Source organism: Dactylosporangium sp. NPDC051484 (assembly GCF_040689395.1).
Classification (GTDB): Bacteria; Actinomycetota; Actinomycetes; order Mycobacteriales; family Micromonosporaceae; genus Dactylosporangium.
Map to the genome: position 1 here is coordinate 150,655 of NZ_JBFAZX010000013.1, position 17,095 is coordinate 167,749.

At 69.5% G+C, this 17,095-nt stretch carries 17 protein-coding genes; 13 read left to right on the forward strand and 4 right to left on the reverse strand.

Annotated elements, in window-relative coordinates; translation table 11 throughout:
- Positions 1–603 precede the first annotated feature (603 nt).
- The 4 genes from AB0367_RS22480 (at position 604) to AB0367_RS22495 (ending at position 3,199) form a co-directional block, all read left to right on the forward strand.
- Positions 604–966: a TraR/DksA family transcriptional regulator gene (locus tag AB0367_RS22480; RefSeq protein WP_366228313.1), complete on the forward strand. Its 363-nt coding sequence runs from the start codon at positions 604–606 to the stop codon at positions 964–966.
- An 82-nt stretch (positions 967–1,048) separates the two neighbouring features.
- Positions 1,049–2,683, forward strand: coding sequence for a sodium:solute symporter family protein (locus tag AB0367_RS22485; RefSeq protein WP_366228382.1), 1,635 nt, complete (start codon positions 1,049–1,051; stop codon positions 2,681–2,683).
- A 26-nt stretch (positions 2,684–2,709) separates the two neighbouring features.
- Positions 2,710–3,000 (forward strand): hypothetical protein, encoded by a 291-nt coding sequence (locus AB0367_RS22490; protein WP_366228314.1) that lies wholly within the window; start codon positions 2,710–2,712, stop codon positions 2,998–3,000.
- Positions 3,001–3,049: 49 nt separating this feature from the next.
- Positions 3,050–3,199, forward strand: a complete 150-nt coding sequence (locus AB0367_RS22495; protein ID WP_366228315.1) for a hypothetical protein — start codon at positions 3,050–3,052, stop codon at positions 3,197–3,199.
- On the opposite strand, the gene AB0367_RS22500 is transcribed toward AB0367_RS22495, so the two are convergent.
- Positions 3,193–3,510 carry a hypothetical protein gene (locus tag AB0367_RS22500; RefSeq protein ID WP_366228316.1) on the reverse strand — a complete coding sequence of 106 codons (318 nt, stop codon included), beginning with the start codon at positions 3,508–3,510 and terminating at the stop codon, positions 3,193–3,195. The two genes, AB0367_RS22495 and AB0367_RS22500, sit on opposite strands and share 7 nt — an antisense overlap.
- 3 nt (positions 3,511–3,513) lie before the next feature.
- Here AB0367_RS22500 and AB0367_RS22505 point away from each other — a divergent pair, with 3 nt between their 5' ends.
- The 8 genes from AB0367_RS22505 to AB0367_RS22540 all read left to right on the forward strand — a co-directional run bounded on the left by AB0367_RS22505 (position 3,514) and on the right by AB0367_RS22540 (position 13,082).
- The gene (locus tag AB0367_RS22505; protein ID WP_366228317.1) at positions 3,514–4,506 is read left to right on the forward strand and encodes a hypothetical protein; all 993 of its coding nucleotides are present in this window, start codon (positions 3,514–3,516) and stop codon (positions 4,504–4,506) included.
- A 32-nt stretch (positions 4,507–4,538) separates the two neighbouring features.
- Positions 4,539–5,234: a response regulator transcription factor gene (locus tag AB0367_RS22510; protein WP_366228318.1), complete on the forward strand. Its 696-nt coding sequence runs from the start codon at positions 4,539–4,541 to the stop codon at positions 5,232–5,234.
- The gene (locus AB0367_RS22515) at positions 5,231–6,727 is read left to right on the forward strand and encodes a HAMP domain-containing sensor histidine kinase (protein ID WP_366228319.1); all 1,497 of its coding nucleotides are present in this window, start codon (positions 5,231–5,233) and stop codon (positions 6,725–6,727) included. The genes AB0367_RS22510 and AB0367_RS22515 overlap by 4 nt, the downstream gene beginning before the upstream one ends.
- Before the next feature lie 177 nt (positions 6,728–6,904).
- Entirely contained in the window at positions 6,905–9,265 is a 2,361-nt protein-coding gene (locus tag AB0367_RS22520; protein ID WP_366228320.1) for an immune inhibitor A domain-containing protein, read from the forward strand.
- Positions 9,266–9,303: 38 nt separating this feature from the next.
- Positions 9,304–9,735: a hypothetical protein gene (locus AB0367_RS22525; RefSeq protein WP_366228321.1), complete on the forward strand. Its 432-nt coding sequence runs from the start codon at positions 9,304–9,306 to the stop codon at positions 9,733–9,735.
- A 56-nt stretch (positions 9,736–9,791) separates the two neighbouring features.
- The gene (locus AB0367_RS22530; RefSeq protein ID WP_366228322.1) at positions 9,792–10,373 is read left to right on the forward strand and encodes a DsbA family protein; all 582 of its coding nucleotides are present in this window, start codon (positions 9,792–9,794) and stop codon (positions 10,371–10,373) included.
- A 522-nt stretch (positions 10,374–10,895) separates the two neighbouring features.
- Positions 10,896–11,522: a GPP34 family phosphoprotein gene (locus AB0367_RS22535; RefSeq protein WP_366228323.1), complete on the forward strand. Its 627-nt coding sequence runs from the start codon at positions 10,896–10,898 to the stop codon at positions 11,520–11,522.
- A 51-nt stretch (positions 11,523–11,573) separates the two neighbouring features.
- Positions 11,574–13,082: an APC family permease gene (locus AB0367_RS22540; protein ID WP_366228324.1), complete on the forward strand. Its 1,509-nt coding sequence runs from the start codon at positions 11,574–11,576 to the stop codon at positions 13,080–13,082.
- A 73-nt stretch (positions 13,083–13,155) separates the two neighbouring features.
- Here the strand turns inward: AB0367_RS22540 and AB0367_RS22545 are convergent, their stop codons facing one another.
- From AB0367_RS22545 to AB0367_RS22555, 3 genes are all read right to left on the reverse strand, one after another.
- The gene (locus tag AB0367_RS22545) at positions 13,156–13,350 is read right to left on the reverse strand and encodes a hypothetical protein (protein ID WP_366228325.1); all 195 of its coding nucleotides are present in this window, start codon (positions 13,348–13,350) and stop codon (positions 13,156–13,158) included.
- Positions 13,347–14,417, reverse strand: a complete 1,071-nt coding sequence (locus AB0367_RS22550) for a LacI family DNA-binding transcriptional regulator (RefSeq protein ID WP_366228326.1) — start codon at positions 14,415–14,417, stop codon at positions 13,347–13,349. The genes AB0367_RS22545 and AB0367_RS22550 overlap by 4 nt, the downstream gene beginning before the upstream one ends.
- 143 nt (positions 14,418–14,560) lie before the next feature.
- Positions 14,561–15,673 (reverse strand): MBL fold metallo-hydrolase, encoded by a 1,113-nt coding sequence (locus AB0367_RS22555; RefSeq protein WP_366228327.1) that lies wholly within the window; start codon positions 15,671–15,673, stop codon positions 14,561–14,563.
- A gap of 299 nt (positions 15,674–15,972) precedes the next feature.
- Here AB0367_RS22555 and AB0367_RS22560 point away from each other — a divergent pair.
- Positions 15,973–17,095, forward strand: a 1,123-nt coding sequence (locus AB0367_RS22560) for a helix-hairpin-helix domain-containing protein (protein WP_366228328.1), incomplete at its 3' end; no start/stop codon positions are given.

Here is a 17,095-nt window from a genome sequence, read left to right on the forward strand (position 1 = left end):
TGGCGGAACGAGTGCGGTCGCCACTGCGGCGTTCACCCATCTCCGTCGGCTCATCGTGCCCCCTCTCGCTGGACATGTGCAAATGCCGCGCATATGGGACAACCTCAATGCGCGCCGCCTCAACATGCCAGCTTTTCCACGCCATGGATAGGGGGCGTCCGGCTGGGGTGACATTCTCGTCACGAAGGGTAGGGCAATGACGAGGGTGGGGTCCGGTTACTCCGCAAAACACCCCCACGTCGACGTGGGGGTGTTTTGTCGGCATTCATGAACGACGCTGTTGCCCGGATGACCGCCTACTCGTTCACGGCGGCCTACTCATCCATGCCCGCCAGTCCGTGCGGGCTCTCCGGCTCGGGTGCGTGCTCCGGGCCGCCCACGCGAGCCGCTCGACCACGGCGCCGCCGCCGTCTACGAGGACCCGCAGGGCCTGCTGGACCACCTCGACGCGAGGCACTGACGACCGCGCTCCGTGTGGCGCTCGTCTGAGCGCCCTGCCGCGTCACGACGCCATGGGCCACGGATGCGAAGAACAGGCAGGTTTGCGGGCCACTGTGCTGGGCACACCGGAAGCCAATCATTTCCGCTACCGGGGGGCCGACCATGCTTGTCTACCAACAGACTCGTACCCAGGACATCCGCAAGGCGCTGGACACGCAGCGCGCGGAGCTTGCGGAGGAGCATGCCGCCGCGGTCGCGGAGATGACCCTCGCCGGCACGGCCGACTCCGGCGACGACGTCGCCGACCTCGGCACCAAGGCGTTCAACCGGGAGCAGGAGTTCGCGCTCGCCGTCTCCATCCGCAACCGGATGGAGCAGGTCGAGCGGGCGCTGGAGCGCCTCGACGCCGGCCACTACGGCACGTGCGAGACCTGCCGCGAGGAGATCCCGGTGGCCCGCCTGGCCGCCTTCCCGTCAGTCACCCTCTGCGTCGGCTGCAAGAGCCGCAGCGAGCACCGCCACTAGTCAACAACGATGGGTTTGATCCCGACCCGTGCAAAGGGGGGAGGGACGGGTGCAGACTCTCGCCTCAGGCCTGCGCCTGCAGATGGCCGCGATCGACTACGTCCTGCTGGCGCTCTACTTCACCACCGTGCTGGGGGTGGGTCTCGCCGCCCGCCGCTCGATCCGCAACAGCGTGGACTTCTTCCTCTCCGGGCGCTCGTTGCCGGCATGGGTGACCGGCCTCGCGTTCATCTCCGCCAACCTCGGCGCCCTGGAGATCCTGGGCATGGCGGCCAACGGCGCCAAGTACGGCCTCATGACGGTCCACTACTACTGGATCGGCGCCGTGCCGGCGATGGTGTTCCTGGGCATCGTGATGATGCCGTTCTACTACGGCTCGAAGGTGCGTAGCGTCCCCGAGTACATGCGCCGGCGCTTCAACCGGCCCGCGCATGTGCTCAACGCGCTGTCGTTCGCGCTGGCCCAGGTGCTGATCGCGGGCGTCAACCTCTACGCGCTCGCGCTGATCATGCGGGCGCTGCTCGGCTGGCCGCTGTGGACGGCGATCGTCGCCGGCGCCCTCATCGTCCTCGCCTACATCACGCTCGGCGGCCTCTCCAGCGCGATCTACAACGAGGTGCTGCAGTTCTTCGTGATCATCGCCGGCCTGCTGCCGGTCGCGATCATCGGTCTGGTGAAGGTCGGGGGGTTGCACGGGCTGTTCGACGCGGTACGCCAGAGCAAGCTCGGCGATCCCGGCCTGCACACCTGGGCCGGCACCGCCGGCAGCGACAACCCGCTGGGTGCGCCGTGGTGGGGCATCGTCTTCGGACTCGGGTTCGTGCTGTCCTTCGGCTACTGGACGACGAACTTCGCCGAGGTCCAGCGCGGCCTGTCGGCCCGCAACATGAGCGCGGCCCGGCGCACGCCGATCATCGCGGCCTACCCGAAGCTCGTCATCCCCTTCGTCACCGTGATCCCCGGCCTGGTCGCCCTGGTCACCGTGCAGGGGCTCGGTGCCGGCACCGGCGACCTGCAGTACAACAACGCCATCCCGCTGCTGATGCGCGACTTCCTGCCCAGCGGCGTGCTCGGCATCGCCGTGACCGGCCTGCTGGCGTCGTTCATGGCGGGCATGGCGGCCAACGTATCCGGGTTCAACACGGTGTTCACGTACGACCTCTGGCAGGAGTACGTGGCCAAGGACCGGCCGGATGCCTACTACCTGAAGGTCGGGCGGCTCATCACCGTCGTCGGCGTGCTCATCGGCATCGGCACGGCGTTCATCGCGGCCGGGTACAGCAACATCATGGACTACATCCAGGCGTTGTTCTCGCTGTTCAACGCCCCGCTGTTCGCCGCGTTCATCATCGGCATGTTCTGGCGGCGGATGACGGCGTGGGCGGGCTTCTGGGGGCTGCTGGCCGGCACGCTCGCCGCGTTCGTCACGTACGCCGGGTACAAGTGGTTCGGCTGGTTCTCCTTCGGCTCCGACCTGGACGAGTCGTTCTGGGGTGCCGGCATCGCGTTCGTCGTGGTGGCGATCGTCGCGCTGATCGTCACGCCGCTTACCAGGAGCAAGCCGGAGTCCGAGCTCCAGGGCCTGGTGTACGGCATCGGCCGCCACGACCTGCGCGCCGACGCGATCGCCGGGGACACCGCCTGGTACCGCTCGCCGGTGCTGCTTGGCTCGGGTGCTCTCGTCCTCGCCGCCCTCTTCTACCTGCCGTTCCTGTAAATCTGGGGCTTCGGGAGTGCATCGCCATGAGTGATCAGAAGATCGACACCGCCCGGGCCGCGCGGCTCTTCGACGTCCGCCGGGTCATCGGAGGCCTCTTCACGGTATACGGGGTGATCGTCACGATCCTGGGCATCTTCGACACGCAGGCCGAGATCGACAAGGCCGCAGGCGTGCGGATCAACCTCTGGATCGGGCTGGGGATGCTCGCGCTGGGCATGCTGTTCCTGCTGTGGCAGCGGCTGCGCCCGGCCGAGCCCCCGGCGACTTCGGACATCCCGCCGGCGAGTCAGGCCGGCGATCAAGTCCGCGATTAGGTCAGGGAGTGGATATCCAACGGCGCCCGGGCACCGCACACTCTCGGGCATGGAAATCGTGCTGGCGGACGCGGCGCCCACGCCGTCGTTCATGGCGGGCCCTGTCGTCGTCGTGGCCCTGGGCTGCCTGGTCTTCGTGGCCGCGCTCGTCGTGTTGATCGTGTGGCTGGTCCGCCGGAGCAAGAACAGCCGCTACTGAAGCGCCAGCAGTCCGATGAGCAGTGAGCTCGCGTTCGCGCCGACCGCGGTGACCGCCAGAAGTGCTTTATCCCGATTTATAGCCTTTATGAGGATTAGCGCCTCTACGGCGGTGGCCAGCGCCTCGGCCGACCAGAGTCTCGCCGCGCCCGGGTGCGGGGCGAGAAAGAGCCACAGCGCCGGGTGGGTCACCAGGTTGACCAGCACGCCGAGCAGGGCGGCCCGCCGGATGCCCGCCAGCCGCAGCGCGACCAGCGCCGTCGTGTACAGCGGCACCTCGACCACCAGGGTCAGCAGCAGGGCGGGGAGCACGTGATGAAGATAAGCCTGCTCTTCGGCCTCGCCGCCGGCGCCGCGCTCGCGGTGGCGCTGCGCGCGCCGCTGGCCACCACCGTGCTCGGGCTGATCGCGTTCGGCGTGCTGCACAACGTGCTCGAGCTGCGGTACGTCGCCGGGCGGTTCGCCCCGGTGCTTCGCGGGCGCTTCCTCGTCGTCCTGCTCGGCCTGATCAGCGCGATCGTCGGGTGCCGCCTCGCCGCCATGTTCGTCGGCGAGCCGGCCCGCTACGCCGAGATCCTGGTCGGCTACGCGGTCCTCGCCGCCGGCTGTGCCCACGCGCTGCGCGGCTGGCGGCTCGGCGCGGCCGCGGTTGTGCTGACCGTGGCGGCGACGGCGTCGCTGGGCTTCCCGGCGTACCACTTCGTGATCTTGGCGCACCTGCACAACGTCGTGCCATTGTTCTTCCTGTGGGAGTGGGGCGGCCGGCTTCGCCATGCGGCCGTGTTCCGCTGGACGCAGGTCGCGTGGGTGCTCGGCGTGCCCGCGCTGATCCTGGCCGGCGCGCTCGACTTCGCGCTCGGCGGCGTCGCACCGTCCACGGTCGCCGCGTTCGCCGGAGACCCCGCCCGGATCATCGCCGCCAGCGCGCCACCTGGCTCCGCCGCGATCGTCGGTGCCCGGTTCTTGGTAGTATTCGCGTTTCTACAGACTATGCACTATTTCGTGTGGGTGTACTTCCTGCCCCGCCACGCGCCCGACGCCGCGCGGGCCTTCGAGGCGCGACTGGGCATACTGCGAGGCTGGCGTGCCTGGGCGCTGGGCGGCGGGCTGGGCGCCGCGCTCGCCGTGCTGTTCGTGATCGACTACGCCTCCGGCCGGGCGCTGTACGGCGCGTTCGCCTCCTACCACGCGTATCTCGAGTTCCCCGTCCTGCTCGCGCTGCTGTCAGCGGCCGGCACAGCCGGTTCACAGCTGGTTTTCAGGGAAACCGCATCCGGGCGTCAGGAACCGGCGGCAGTCTCTATGTGACAAGGGAAATCTGCGGGTATTTGGAGCGAATCATGACGCGGCTGCTTGTGGTCGACGACGAGCCGGACATCGTCGAACTACTCTCCGCGAGCCTGAAGTACCACGGCTACGACGTCGCGAGCGCCACCAGCGGGCGGCAGGCGATGGAGGAGGCGCGGCGCTTCCGGCCGGACATGATCCTGCTCGACGTCATGATGCCCGAGCTCGACGGCTTCGAGGTGCTGCGCAAGCTGCGCGGCGAGGGCACCCGCGTGCCGGTGCTGTTCCTCACCGCCCGCGACGCGACCGAGGACAAGATCAAGGGCCTCACGCTCGGCGGCGACGACTACGTCACCAAGCCCTTCTCCCTGTCCGAGATCCTCGCCCGCATCCAGGCCGTCCTGCGCCGCGTCGCCGATCCCGCGGGGGGCGCGGCCGCCCAGACCTCCCGGCTGACCTTCGCCGACATCGAGCTGGACGAGGACACCCACGAGGTGTTCAAGGCGGGCCGGGAGGTCCAGCTCTCGCCGACGGAGTTCAAGCTGCTGCGGTACTTCATGACCAACCCCGGCCGCGTGCTGTCGAAGGCGCAGATCCTCGACCACGTTTGGCAGTACGACTTCGGCGGCGACGCCGGCGTCGTGGAGTCATACGTCTCCTACCTGCGCAAGAAGATCGACACCTCTGAACCGCGCCTGCTGCAGACCCTGCGAGGCGTGGGCTACTCACTGCGACTGCCCCGCACATGAAGTCCTGGCCGCTGCGCGTCAAGCTCGTCGTGCTGATGCTCGTCCTGCTCGCGGCGGCCCTCGTGACGACCGGCACCGCCGGCGTGTACAGCACGCGCGACTACCTGCTCACCCGGGTCGACGCCCAGCTCCTTGGCAGCGTGCACCAGGTCGCGGTGGCCTGCGACAACCCCAGAACGCAGTTCGGCGGTCCGGGCATCGCCCCGATGCAGCGCAACGGCTACTACGTGGCCTGCATCGACCGGGACGGCTCCATCGACGAGCGCTTCTTCAACCCGATCGGCACGAGCCAGAGCCGCCCCGCGCTGCCTGCGACCGCCGAGGGCATCGGCCCCATCACGCGGCTCGACACGGACACCATCGGTGCGTACACCACCGTGTCTCCCGTGGGTGGCGACGGCCACCAGTGGCGCGTGCTCTTCGCCCGTCAGACGAACATGGGCCGCCAGCCCGGCGGTCCCGGCTTCGCCCGCGCCCCGGTCGTCATCGCCATCAGCCTCGACGACGTGGACGCGACCGTCACGCGCCAGCTCTGGACGAGCGTGACGATCGGCGCCTTCGTCCTCGTGGTGCTGGCGGTCGTCGCCTATCTCCTGGTCCGCTCCAGCCTGCGCCCCCTGGTCGAGGTCGAGCAGACCGCCGAGGCGATCGCGGCCGGCGACCTGAGCCGCCGCGTCCCCGAAGCCGACCCGCGCACCGAGATCGGCGGCCTCTCGCAGGCCCTCAACACGATGCTCGGCCAGATCGAGACCGCCTTCGACGAGCGCCGGGCATCCGAAGAGCAGGCCCGCGCCTCCGAGGAACGCATGCGCCGCTTCATCGCCGACGCCTCGCACGAACTTCGTACCCCGTTGACCTCGATCCGCGGCTTCGCCGAACTCCACCGCCAGTCGGGCAAGGGCGACGAGACGATCGCCCGCATCGAACACCACGCGACCCGCATGGGCCTGCTGGTCGACGACCTGCTGCTCCTGGCCCGCATGGACCAGCAGCGCGCGTTGGAGAAGAAGCCCGTGGACCTCCTGTCCCTGGCGACGGACGCCCTCATCGACGCCCGTGTGACCGCGACGGGCCACCGCCTGCGCCTGCGCACCGCCAGCAGCGACGACGAGGCCGACGTGGAACCCCCCATCGTCCTGGGCGACGGGGCCCGCCTGCGCCAGGTCGTGCAGAACCTCCTGTCCAACGCCCTGACCCACACCCCGGCCGGCACAGAGGTCACCGTCTTCGTCGGAACCGACGCCGAGCACGCCATCCTCGAGGTCTCCGACAACGGCCCGGGCATGTCCGCGGAAGACGCGTCGAGAGTCTTCGAACGCTTCTACCGCACCGACCCGAGCCGCACCCGCGCCCTGGGCGGCTCCGGCCTGGGCCTGTCGATCGTGGCCGCCCTGGTGGCGGCCCACGGCGGCGTGGTGACCCTGCGAACGGCCCCAGGTCAGGGCGCCGCCTTCCGCGTCTCGATCCAACTGCTCAAGGCCACGCCGCAGTAGCACGCACGCAGAGGCCGGGCCCGACGACGGGCCGACCCTCGATTTGACCCTGCGACCATGTGCATTCCTCGGTGTCGATCTTTCAGTGGCGCCGGCAGCCCCTAGTCTCTCGCGACAGGTGCATCGAGGCATCGACACGGTGCCGCGGTGCTGACACGCCCCACCAGGGAGGTACCTGTGCGTAAGTTGACCGTGGGACTGCTGAGTCTCACGCTCGCGTCGGGAATGGGGGTGCTTGTCGGCGGGGGCACGGCCCACGCCGTACCGGCCCAGCAACCACCATCCATCGATGCCGCGTCACCCTCCGACGAGCTACCCAATCCGTTGGAGGACAAGCGGCGCGATTCTCGTGAGGTCGCCCTCTCCCAGGTCCTGGCGGGCCAGGCCGCACCGGAGAAGCGCGGAGCGAGCACGGTCGTCAAGATCGGTAACGGCAACAACGGCAAGAAGGTCGACAAGTACGTCGAGCTCAGCCGGGAGAAGACCGACAAGATCTTCGTCGTGCTCGCCGACTTCGGCGACCAGCGCCACCCGAACTACCCTGACCAGGACACGGCCCCGGCCATCCCCGGCCCGGCGCGCTTCGACGGCCCGCTGCACAACCAGATCCCGCAGCCCGACCGCGCGGTCGACAACTCGACGATCTGGAAGCAGGACTTCAGCAAGCAGTACTTCGAGAACATGTACTTCGCGACCGGCAACGGCGCGGAGTCGCTCAAGACGTACTACGAGAAGCAGTCCTCCGGCCGGTACAGCGTCGACGGCATGGTCACGGACTGGGTGAAGGTGCCGTACAACGAGGCCCGCTACGGGCGCAGCAACGGCTACCCGTGCGCCAGCAACGTCTGCAGCAACACCTGGAACCTCCTGCAGGACGCGATCAACGCGTGGGTCGACGGGCAGCACGCCCAGGGCAAGACCGACGCGCAGATCAAGGAAACGCTCGCCTCGTACGACCAGTGGGACCGCTACGACTACGACGGCGACGGCAACTTCAACGAGCCAGACGGCTACATCGACCACTTCCAGATCGTCCACGCCGGCGGCGACCAGGCAGACGGCGACCTGCAGCAGGGCGAGGACGCGATCTGGAGCCACCGCTGGGCGGCGTTCCAGAACTTCACCAGCGGGCCGGACTTCAACAAGCTCGGCGGTACCCAGATCGGGACCACGGGCCTGTGGGTGCGCGACTACACGATCCAGCCCGAGAACGGCGGCCTGAGCGTGTTCGCCCACGAGTACGGCCACGACCTCGGCCTGCCGGATCACTACGACACCACGGGCGCCGGCGGCAACGCCGAGAACCCGGTGAACTGGTGGACCATCATGGCGCAGAGCCGGGTCAGCCTGCCCGGCGACAACGGCATCGCGGCCCGCGCCGCCGACCTCGGCGCGTGGGACAAGCTGCAGCTGGGCTGGCTAGACTACACGACGGTCACCGCCGGGCAGAGGAAGCTCGTCGAGCTCGGTCCGCACGAGTACAACAGCAAGAAGGACCAGGCGGTCATCGTCGTCCTGCCGAAGAAGAAGGTCAGCACCCCGCTGCCGGCCCCGCCGGAGGGCAGCAGGTCGTGGTGGAGCGGCGCCGGCGACAACCTCGACAACTCGCTCAGCCGGTCGGTCTCGATCCCGGCGGGCACCACGACGCTGTCGTTCAAGGCGAACTGGGACATCGAGGACTGCGGCCTCGACGCGTGTGACTACGCGTATGTCGAGGTCGACGACGGCACCGGCTTCAAGGCGATCCCCGGCTCGATCACCAAGGCGGCCGAGGGCAACGGCATCGACGGCACGAGCGGCGGGTGGGTCCCGGCCACGTTCGACCTGTCCGCCTACGCGGGCAAGACCGTCGGGCTGCGATTGCGCTACTTCACCGACACGGCGGCCGGCGGCCAAGGCTTCTTCGCCGACGACATCGCCATCACCAACGGCGGCACCACGGTGTTCGCCGACGGTGCCGAGTCGGGCGCCAACGGCTGGACCGCGGTGGGCTTCACCGCCGTGGGCGACACGCTGGTGACGGAGTACGACAACTACTACATCGCCTCGCACCGCACCTATGAGTCGTACGACAAGTACCTGAAGACCGGGCCGTACAACTTCGGGTTCGCGGACCGGCCGAAGTACGTCGAGCACTTCCCGTACCAGACCGGCCTGCTGGTCACGTACTGGGACACCTCGTACCGCGACAACAACACCAGCCAGCACCACGGCGCGGGCCTGATCCTGCCGATCGACTCGCACCCGGACCTGATCCTCAAGGGCGACGGGACCCCGTGGCGGCCGCGCATCCAGGGCTTCGACGCGCCGTTCTCGGTGCAGCGGACGGACTCGTTCACCCTGCACTACGGTGCGGCCAACACACCCAGCAGGCTCGGCGGCCAGTCGGGCAACCCGCTGTTCGACGACGGCAAGAGCTACTACCGCGAGGACCCGGCGACCAGCACCTACTACGGCGTCAAGGTTCCGAACAACGGCGTCAAGATCTTCGCCCTGGCCGAGAACGGCACGTCGATGACGGTGCTCGTCACCGGCTGAGCGGGAACCGATTGAGGCGGGAGGAGGTCCAAGTGGGTATGAAAGCGCCCCTGGGCCTCCTCCTTGCCGTCGCGCTGCTGGCCGGCTGCGCCGCGAAGACCGGCGACTCGGCTCGGCCGGTGACGGGTCCGCGGTCATCCGGGCCGAGCGCCGCCGCGTCCGAGTCGGCGGCGACCGGCCCGGCCCGCAGCGCCGAACCGGCCATCAGCATCCCGCCCAAGGCGCCGAAGACGACCAAGGCCGAGCCGCCGATCGACGACTTTCAGCAGGTGACCGCCCAGGGCCGGGTGCGCGTCACCGGCCAGTGCGTCGAGCTCGTCACCGACGGGCTCACCTGGACCCTCATCGGCCCGCAGGCCGCCCGGGTGCGCGACGGCCAGCAGGCCAGGGCCACCGGCGTGCCCGACCCGAACCGCGAGACGGCCTGCACCGGCGCCCCTCTGCTGGTGTCGCGGGTCACACTCATGTGAAAAGGGCGCCCCGCCCGGGTGACGTGGCCGGGCGGTGTCCGGCGAACCGTTGAAGGATGACCACGCCCTTCCAGGTCACGGTTCCCCGGCTGGCGGTGCCGGTGGGTCCCGACGACCACACCCTCGGCCCGCAGACCGCCCCAGTCTCGCTGGTCGAGTACGGCGACTTCCAGTGCCCGTACTGCGCGATGGCGCATTCGATCATGCAGGACCTGCTGCGACTGCGGCGCGAGACGGTGCGATTCACATTCCGTCACTTCCCGCTGACGAATGTGCATCCGTACGCCGACCTCGCCGCCGAGGTCAGCGAGGCGGCCGGAGGTCGAAATGCCTTCTGGCCGATGCATGACTGGCTTTTCGACAATCAGCGCAGCATCAACCCCCGCCAGCTCATGGTCGGCGTCGAGCGGCTCGGCCTGCCCTCGGCCGAGATCGGCGACGAGGTCGGCGCGCACCTCTACCTCGACCGCGTGCGTCGCGACCTGGTCGGGGGCGTGCGCAGCGGCGTCGCCGGCACGCCGACCTTCTTCATCAACGGCATCCGGCACGACGGTGGGTACGGCCTCGACGAGCTCCTCGAGGTCGTCGACGAGGCGGCCGAGGCGGTCCAGGTCGGGGAGCGGCCGGACGGCTACTGACCGTGAATATGACGCGGGGAACCTGGGATCGCCGGGCGTTACTGCAGGTCATGTGCACGTGAATGTTTCACGTTGAATTCAGCGGGCGGTGAAATAATCCGCCCGCTGATTGTCGTCGCGCATCGGCACTATTCGCCCTGGAACGGTGGGAAAACGCTCTCCGATCCGTTCGCGTCGAAGGCCGGACGTCACCGGCGTGATCGACACTCGGCTGTTACCGACCGTGCGCTGGCGTGGAAATTCCGGGCGTCACGTTCCGTAGTTTTTAACCTGTGCGACTACCGTCTATTCGATATTGGCTGACCTGCGTTAACACGATTTATCATTTGGAGAGTTGCGTACCGACCAACACGCAGTGCATGCTTTCGCGTTGGGTCGCACGGTCTTTCGGGCCCTAACTGTTGTCGGTCTCCGGGTTGGGGAACCCGGGGAGCGTCCGGTCTGTGGGGGGCCGGTCGCCCGGACGAAAGAGCGGTGACGTGCGCGGTCGATGGAAGACCGGTCGATTAGGGGCTCAGGCCGATGCTGCTGGCCGATGACTTCTTCCTGATCGCGCACGACGATCGGGACGGCAAATCCCGGTTGTCGGCGCGCGCTGTGGAGCTCGGGCTCGCCGGCGCGATGCTCGGCGAACTGGTCCTCGAGCAGCGGATTCTGGTCGAGGGTCCACGGCTGCGAGTGATCAACCGGGATCCCCCTTCCGACCCTCTGGCACACACCAACCTGGCCACCATGGTCGCCGAGCTGCAGCACCGCGAGGTGCGCACGTGGCTGCTGTTCCTTGGCCGTACGGCGGTCGAGGCGGTGGGGCAGCGGCTGGCGCGCGTCGGCCTGGTCGAGCAGGTCCAGGTGCGGCGGCTACTGCGCACCGAGACCCGCTGGCTACCCGCCGACGTCAACCTGCCGGCCGGGCGCGTGGTCCGGCTGCGCCGCCTGCTCACGGGCGTCGAGCCGATGCGGGTGGCGGACACGACCCTCGCCGGCCTGGCCGAGGCGACCGGGCTGACCGGTCACGTCCTGTGGGACCGCGACCCAGCCGGCATCAGAAGACTTCAACAAGCGATCACCACCCTGCCGCCGCCGCTACGCGACCTGATCCTGCAGGTCGAGCAAGCGGTCGGCGACTCGGTGCTGTCGCAGCGCGGGTGACGACGCGGTCGGACTTTCCTCACCCCTTCCCCTCAAAACCATGGAGGACCGATGTCCGCAACGTCGCCCCCGCGACCGAGCGTGGTATCCCAGGCACTGGCCCGTGATCGGCTGGGTGTGCCTTCTGTCATCATGTTCGCCCTGACGGCGGCCGCGCCACTCATGGTCGTCGGCGCGCTGGTCTCGACCGGCTGGGGCGTTGTCGGTACGACCGGCTTCCCCCTCGCCTTCCTGATCATCGCGGCCATCCTGGCGGTGTTCAGCTTCGGCTACGTGGCGATGTCCCGCCACATCACCAACGCCGGCGCGTTCTACTCCTACATCGCCCAGGGCCTCGGCCGGCCGTTCGGCGTCGGCGGCGCCATGGTCGCCCTGGTGGCCTACAACCTGCTGCAGGTCGGCCTGTACGGCGCGTTCGGCGCGTTCCTGTCGCAGTTCCTGGCCGACAAGGCCGGCGTGAACATCGACTGGTGGGTCCTGTGCCTGGTGCTGTGGCTGTTCGTCGCGGTGCTCGGCCTGCTGCGCGTCGACGTCAACAGCAAGGTCCTCATGGTGCTGCTCGGCGCGGAGCTCATCGTGGTGACGATCTTCGACTTCATCTTCCTGAGTCACCCGGCCGGCGGCTCGGTCAGCTTCGAGCCGTGGACGTGGGGCGCGCTCAAGGACGCGGCCGGTCCAGCGTTCGCCGTCGCGGTCACCGCGTTCGTCGGCTTCGAGGCCGCACCGGTCTTCGCCGAGGAGGCCCGCAGCAAGAACCGCACGGTCGCCACGGCCACCTTCCTCGGCCTGGCGGTCATGGTGGTCTCCTACGCGATCACCAGCTGGGCGGCGTCGGTGAGCATCGGCGTGGACAGCACCGTGAAGGCGGCCCAGGACACCCTGGACAGCGGCGGCCCGTTCTTCCCGACCCTCGTGGCGCAGGGCGGCGCCTGGGCCGGTGACGTGGGCACCGTGCTGCTGATCACCAGCATCGCGGCCGCGGCGCTGAGCTACCACAACACGACCGCGCGCTACGCCTTCGCGCTCGGCCGCGAGCGGGTGCTCCCGGCGTTCTTCGGCCGCACCCGGGCCCGCTCGGGCGCCCCGGCGGCGGGCTCGCTGTTCCAGACGGTCATCGCGCTCGTGGTCATCGTGGTGTTCGCGATCCAGGGCTGGGACCCGCTGGTGAACCTGTTCTTCTGGCTGGGCACCTCGGGCGGCATCGGCGTTCTGCTGCTCGTCACGGCGACCTCGCTGTCGGTGATCTTCTACTTCGGCCGGGACGCCCGCGGCGAGGGTGCCTGGGCACGGCTCATCGCGCCGATCCTGTCCACGATCGCCCTCGGCTACGTCATGTGGCAGGTCTTCAACAACTTCGGCCTGCTGCTGGGCATCGCCCCGGACGAGAGCAGCGCCGCGACGTGGGCGTTCCCGGCCGTGTACGGCGTGGTCGCGGTCATCGGCATCGCCTGGGCCCTCGTCCTGCGCAGCATCAACCGCCAGGACTACGACGCGATCGGCCTGGGCGCCCGGGCCAACACCGCCCGGATCGAGTCCGTCGAGGCGTACGAGGTTCGGTAGCGAGACCGAAGCGAGGGAGGCAGGCGGTGGCCTGCCTCCCTCGCTGTTTTTCTTGCACGCCTACCGCGGGGTGTTACCCGTAGGTGAGCGCCCGCCTGGGCTCGACTCGGTCGGCGGCCCGGCGAAGCGTGCGGGCGGTGAAGCCGCGCACCTTCTTCATCGTGGCCGATTCCGGCCGGTGGTCGTCGACGACCGGGGCGTTCGGCAGGGCCGAGTTCGCCTCGATGCGGAGTGAGTCCAGAGTGATGTGCAGTGGGAACGGTGTCATGACTTCTCCTTGAGCGGATTGGGGCCGGTGGTCGCCCTGACCACCAGCGAGACGGGCAGCGTCAGGCGCCGCCGCCGCGGGTCCTCGGGCGGGTCGAGCAGGATCTCGCCCGCGAGCCGCCCGCGCTCGACGCTGGGCTGGCGGATCGTGGTGAGCCCGGCCGGCTCAGCCTCCGGGATGTCGTCGAACCCGGTGACCGACACGTCCCGGCCGGGACGCAGGCCCCGCACCCGTAGCGCGTCGAGCACGCCGAGCGCGAGGACGTCGGAGGTGGTGAGGATCGCCGTGGCACGGTCGAGCCGGTCCAGGGCGTGCGCCGCCGCGGCCGCCGCCTCTTCGCGGCCGTTGCGCGCCGCGTTGATGAGCAGCACCCGCTCCCACGGCAGGCCGGCGGCCGCGAACGCGTCGCGGAACCCGCGCACCCGCTCGCCGGTGACGTAGTAGCGCAGCGCGTCCGGGTCGGCGTCGACCGGACCGGTGACGCCGCCGTGGACGATCCAGTGCGCGACGACCGCGATGTCACGGTGGCCGAGCCTGGCGATGTGCTCGCCGAGCCGCCGCGCCGCCGCGCGCTCGTCGATGCCGACATACCCGGCGTCAGGCCCGAACGCGGCCGGGTCCTCGCCGATCACGATCGGCACCCCGCGGGCGCGGATGAGCTCCAGCGCGCCGTGCCAGTCGGGCACGCAATACAGGCAGAACGCGTCGACCGCGGCGTTGCTGACCACCCGCCGGACGGCCTCTTCGTCCTCGGGCAGGTTGAGCAGCAGCAGCGAGGTCTCCCGCGCCGACGCCGCCTCGGCCAGCCCGCGCAGGTAGGCCACCGCGTAGGGGTCGGTGAAGGCCATCGACAGGTCGTCGGTGAGCAGCACCCCGATCGCGTTGACCTTGCCCCGGCGCAGCGACCGGGCCGTCGGGTTGGGGCCCGGATAGCCCAGCCGCTCGGCCGCCTCGAGGATCCTGGCGCGCAGCTCGGGGGAGAGCTGATCCGGTCGGCTGTACGCATTGGAGACGGTGCTCCGTGACACGCCCAGCTCGTCGGCGATGGTCTGCAGTGTCGCCGCCATGGCGCCGGATCCCCCCTTTCTTCTGCATCGATTCAGAACCCTTCTGTATCGATACAGTACGCCGGGGGGACTCCGGCCGCCAGTCGTTTGGCCAGTCCTGGCATGTGTGTCGCGACACGTGCCCTGACCAGGTTATTTAATGGTCACGCAATGGGGCGCCACCAGGGTTCAAGCGCCGGTAACGTATCGATGTCCACCCGGTCGCCCGGCCGTGGCACGACGAGCTCGATGTCGCGCGCCCGGGCCTCCTCCAGGAGCCGCTCGACGGGCTCGGACCACGCGTGCAGGGCCAGGTTGAACGTGCACCAGTGCAGCGGGATCAGCACCCGGGCCTGCACGTCGAGGTGCGCGCTCGCCCCGTCCTCGGGCTTCATGTGGATGTCCGGCCAAGCGTCGTTGTACGCGCCGACCTGGATCAGCGACGCGTCGAAGGGCCCGTGCCGCTCGCCGATCTCCTTGTATCCCTCGAAGTATCCGGAGTCGCCGGTGTAGAACAGGCTCCGGCTCGCGCCCTTGACCACCCATGACGCCCACAGGGTGCCGTCGCGACTGAAGCGGCGGCCGGAGAAGTGCCGGGCGGCGGTCGCGGTGAGCGTGACGCCGCGCACCGTCACCTGCTCGTCCCAGTCCAGCTCGATCAGCCGGTCCTGCGGTACGCCCCAGCGCTCCAGGTGCGCGCCCACGCCCAGGGGGACGAGGAACGGCGCCTGCTGGGTGCGCAGCAGCGCGCGGATCGAGGGCAGGTCGAGATGGTCGTAGTGGTCGTGGGAGATGACCACGGCATCGATGCGGGGCAGTTCGCCGATCGGCAGTGGCATCGGGTGCAGCCGCTTCGGCCCCACCAGCGACGTCGGCGAGCAGCGCTCGCTCCACACCGGGTCGAACAGCACGCGCACGCCCTCGATCTCCACCAGCGCCGTCGAGTGCCCCAGCCAGGTCACGTGCAGCCCGTCCGGCGCGAGCCGGCCGCCCAGCTCTGGGCGGGTCACCGGGATCTCGCCGAGCGGCCGGCGCCGCTGCTTGCCCACGAGCAGTTCCACGAACGCGCCCCGCATCGCGTGCGGCGGCAGCATGTCGGCCGGCACCGTGTTGCGGAACCGCCCGTCGGCGTATTGCGCGGACCGGCGCATCCGCTCGGCCCGCGCGCCCGCCGGTATCGCCCCGAGCTGTGCCGGAAGATCGCGTAACGCCCAAGCAACGCCACCGGCGGCGGCCGCCACCGCGGCCAGAGCGAGCACCCGAGTCGTCTTCCCCATTGCCCCGTCGCCTCCAGTTGTGGTGAGGTTCAGCACCCATCCGTTTCGATTTTCTCTCGGTACTCCGGCCAGCCAGACCCCGGTCGCCCCCCTTCGAACGCCTCCGATCTGCGGAAACGTCACCAGCGGCGTTTCGCGCACCTGACGGGCGCCGCTGGACGCGACCGGCGAGGCTCTGTTGCCGGACATCCAGGTGTGCAAGGCTGCCCGCGAACTCCCAAAGTCACGCGTTTCCTCGTCGCGTAGGTCAAATGCTCCGGAGGCCTATCGTGCTCTGGTACACCAACCAGTCACTCCTGTTGATCCTGCTCGCCTTCCTCCTCGGTCTGCTGGTCGGCTACCTCTGGTGGGGCCTGCGCCTGCGCCGGGTCCGCTCGTCCGAATCCGTCACCGAGTCCACCACACCCACCGCCCCGGCGCCCGTAGCCGCGGCCGTTTCCCCCGCCGAGCCGGTCGTCGAGGCTGAACCCGAGCCGATCGCGGTCGCTGAGTCCGAGCCGGTTGCCCTCGCCTTTGTCGAGCCGGAACTCGTCGCGGCCCCTGAACCCGAGCCGGTTGCCCTTGCCGTTGCCGAGCCGGTTGCGGTCGCTGAGTCCGAGCCGGTCGTTGAGGCTGAGCCGGAGCCGGTTGTCGAGCCGGTTGCGGTCGCTGAGTCCGAGCCGGATGTTGAGCCGGAACTCGTCGCGGTCTCTGAGCCCGAGCCGATCGTCGTCCCTGAGCCCGAGCCCGAGCCGATCGTCGAGGTCGAGCCCGAACCATCCACTGTGGACGCGGAGCTCGTCGCGGACGTGGAATCCGCATTCGAGGCGGATGAGACGCCGGAAGACGATCTCGAGCGCATCGAGGGGATCGGGCCGAAGATCGGCGCGGCGCTGCGGGCGGCGGGCATCACCACGTACGCGCAGCTTGCCGACGCCGAGCGCACCACTGTGGAGATCGCTCTGGAGAAGGCCAACCTGCGCTTCGCGCCGAGCATCGCGACCTGGTCGCGCCAGGCCCAGTTGCTCGCCGACGGGGACGAGGCCGGCTTCAAGGAGCTCACCGACCGTCTGATCGCCGGTCGCGAGGTCACGGCGAAGCCCGAACCCGAGCCGACCGCGGATGAGCCGGTCGTGGAAGAGCAGGTAGTGGGGGAGCCCGAGCCTGTCGCGGTCGAGCCGGAGCCTGTTGCGGTGGACTCGGAGGCGGTTGCTGCTGAGTCGGAGCCGGTTGGGGTCGAGCCCGACTCCGAGCCGGAGCCGGAGCCTGTTGCGGTCGAGCCGGAGACGGTTGTGGCTGAGCCCGAGCCGGAGCCGGTTGCTGCCGAACCCGAGTCTGAGCCGGAGCCCGTCGCGGTGGAGTCCGAGCCGGACGCGGAGCCGGTTGCGGTCGAGTCCGAGGCGGACGCGGAGCCGGTTGCGGTCGAGTCCGAGGCGGTTGCGG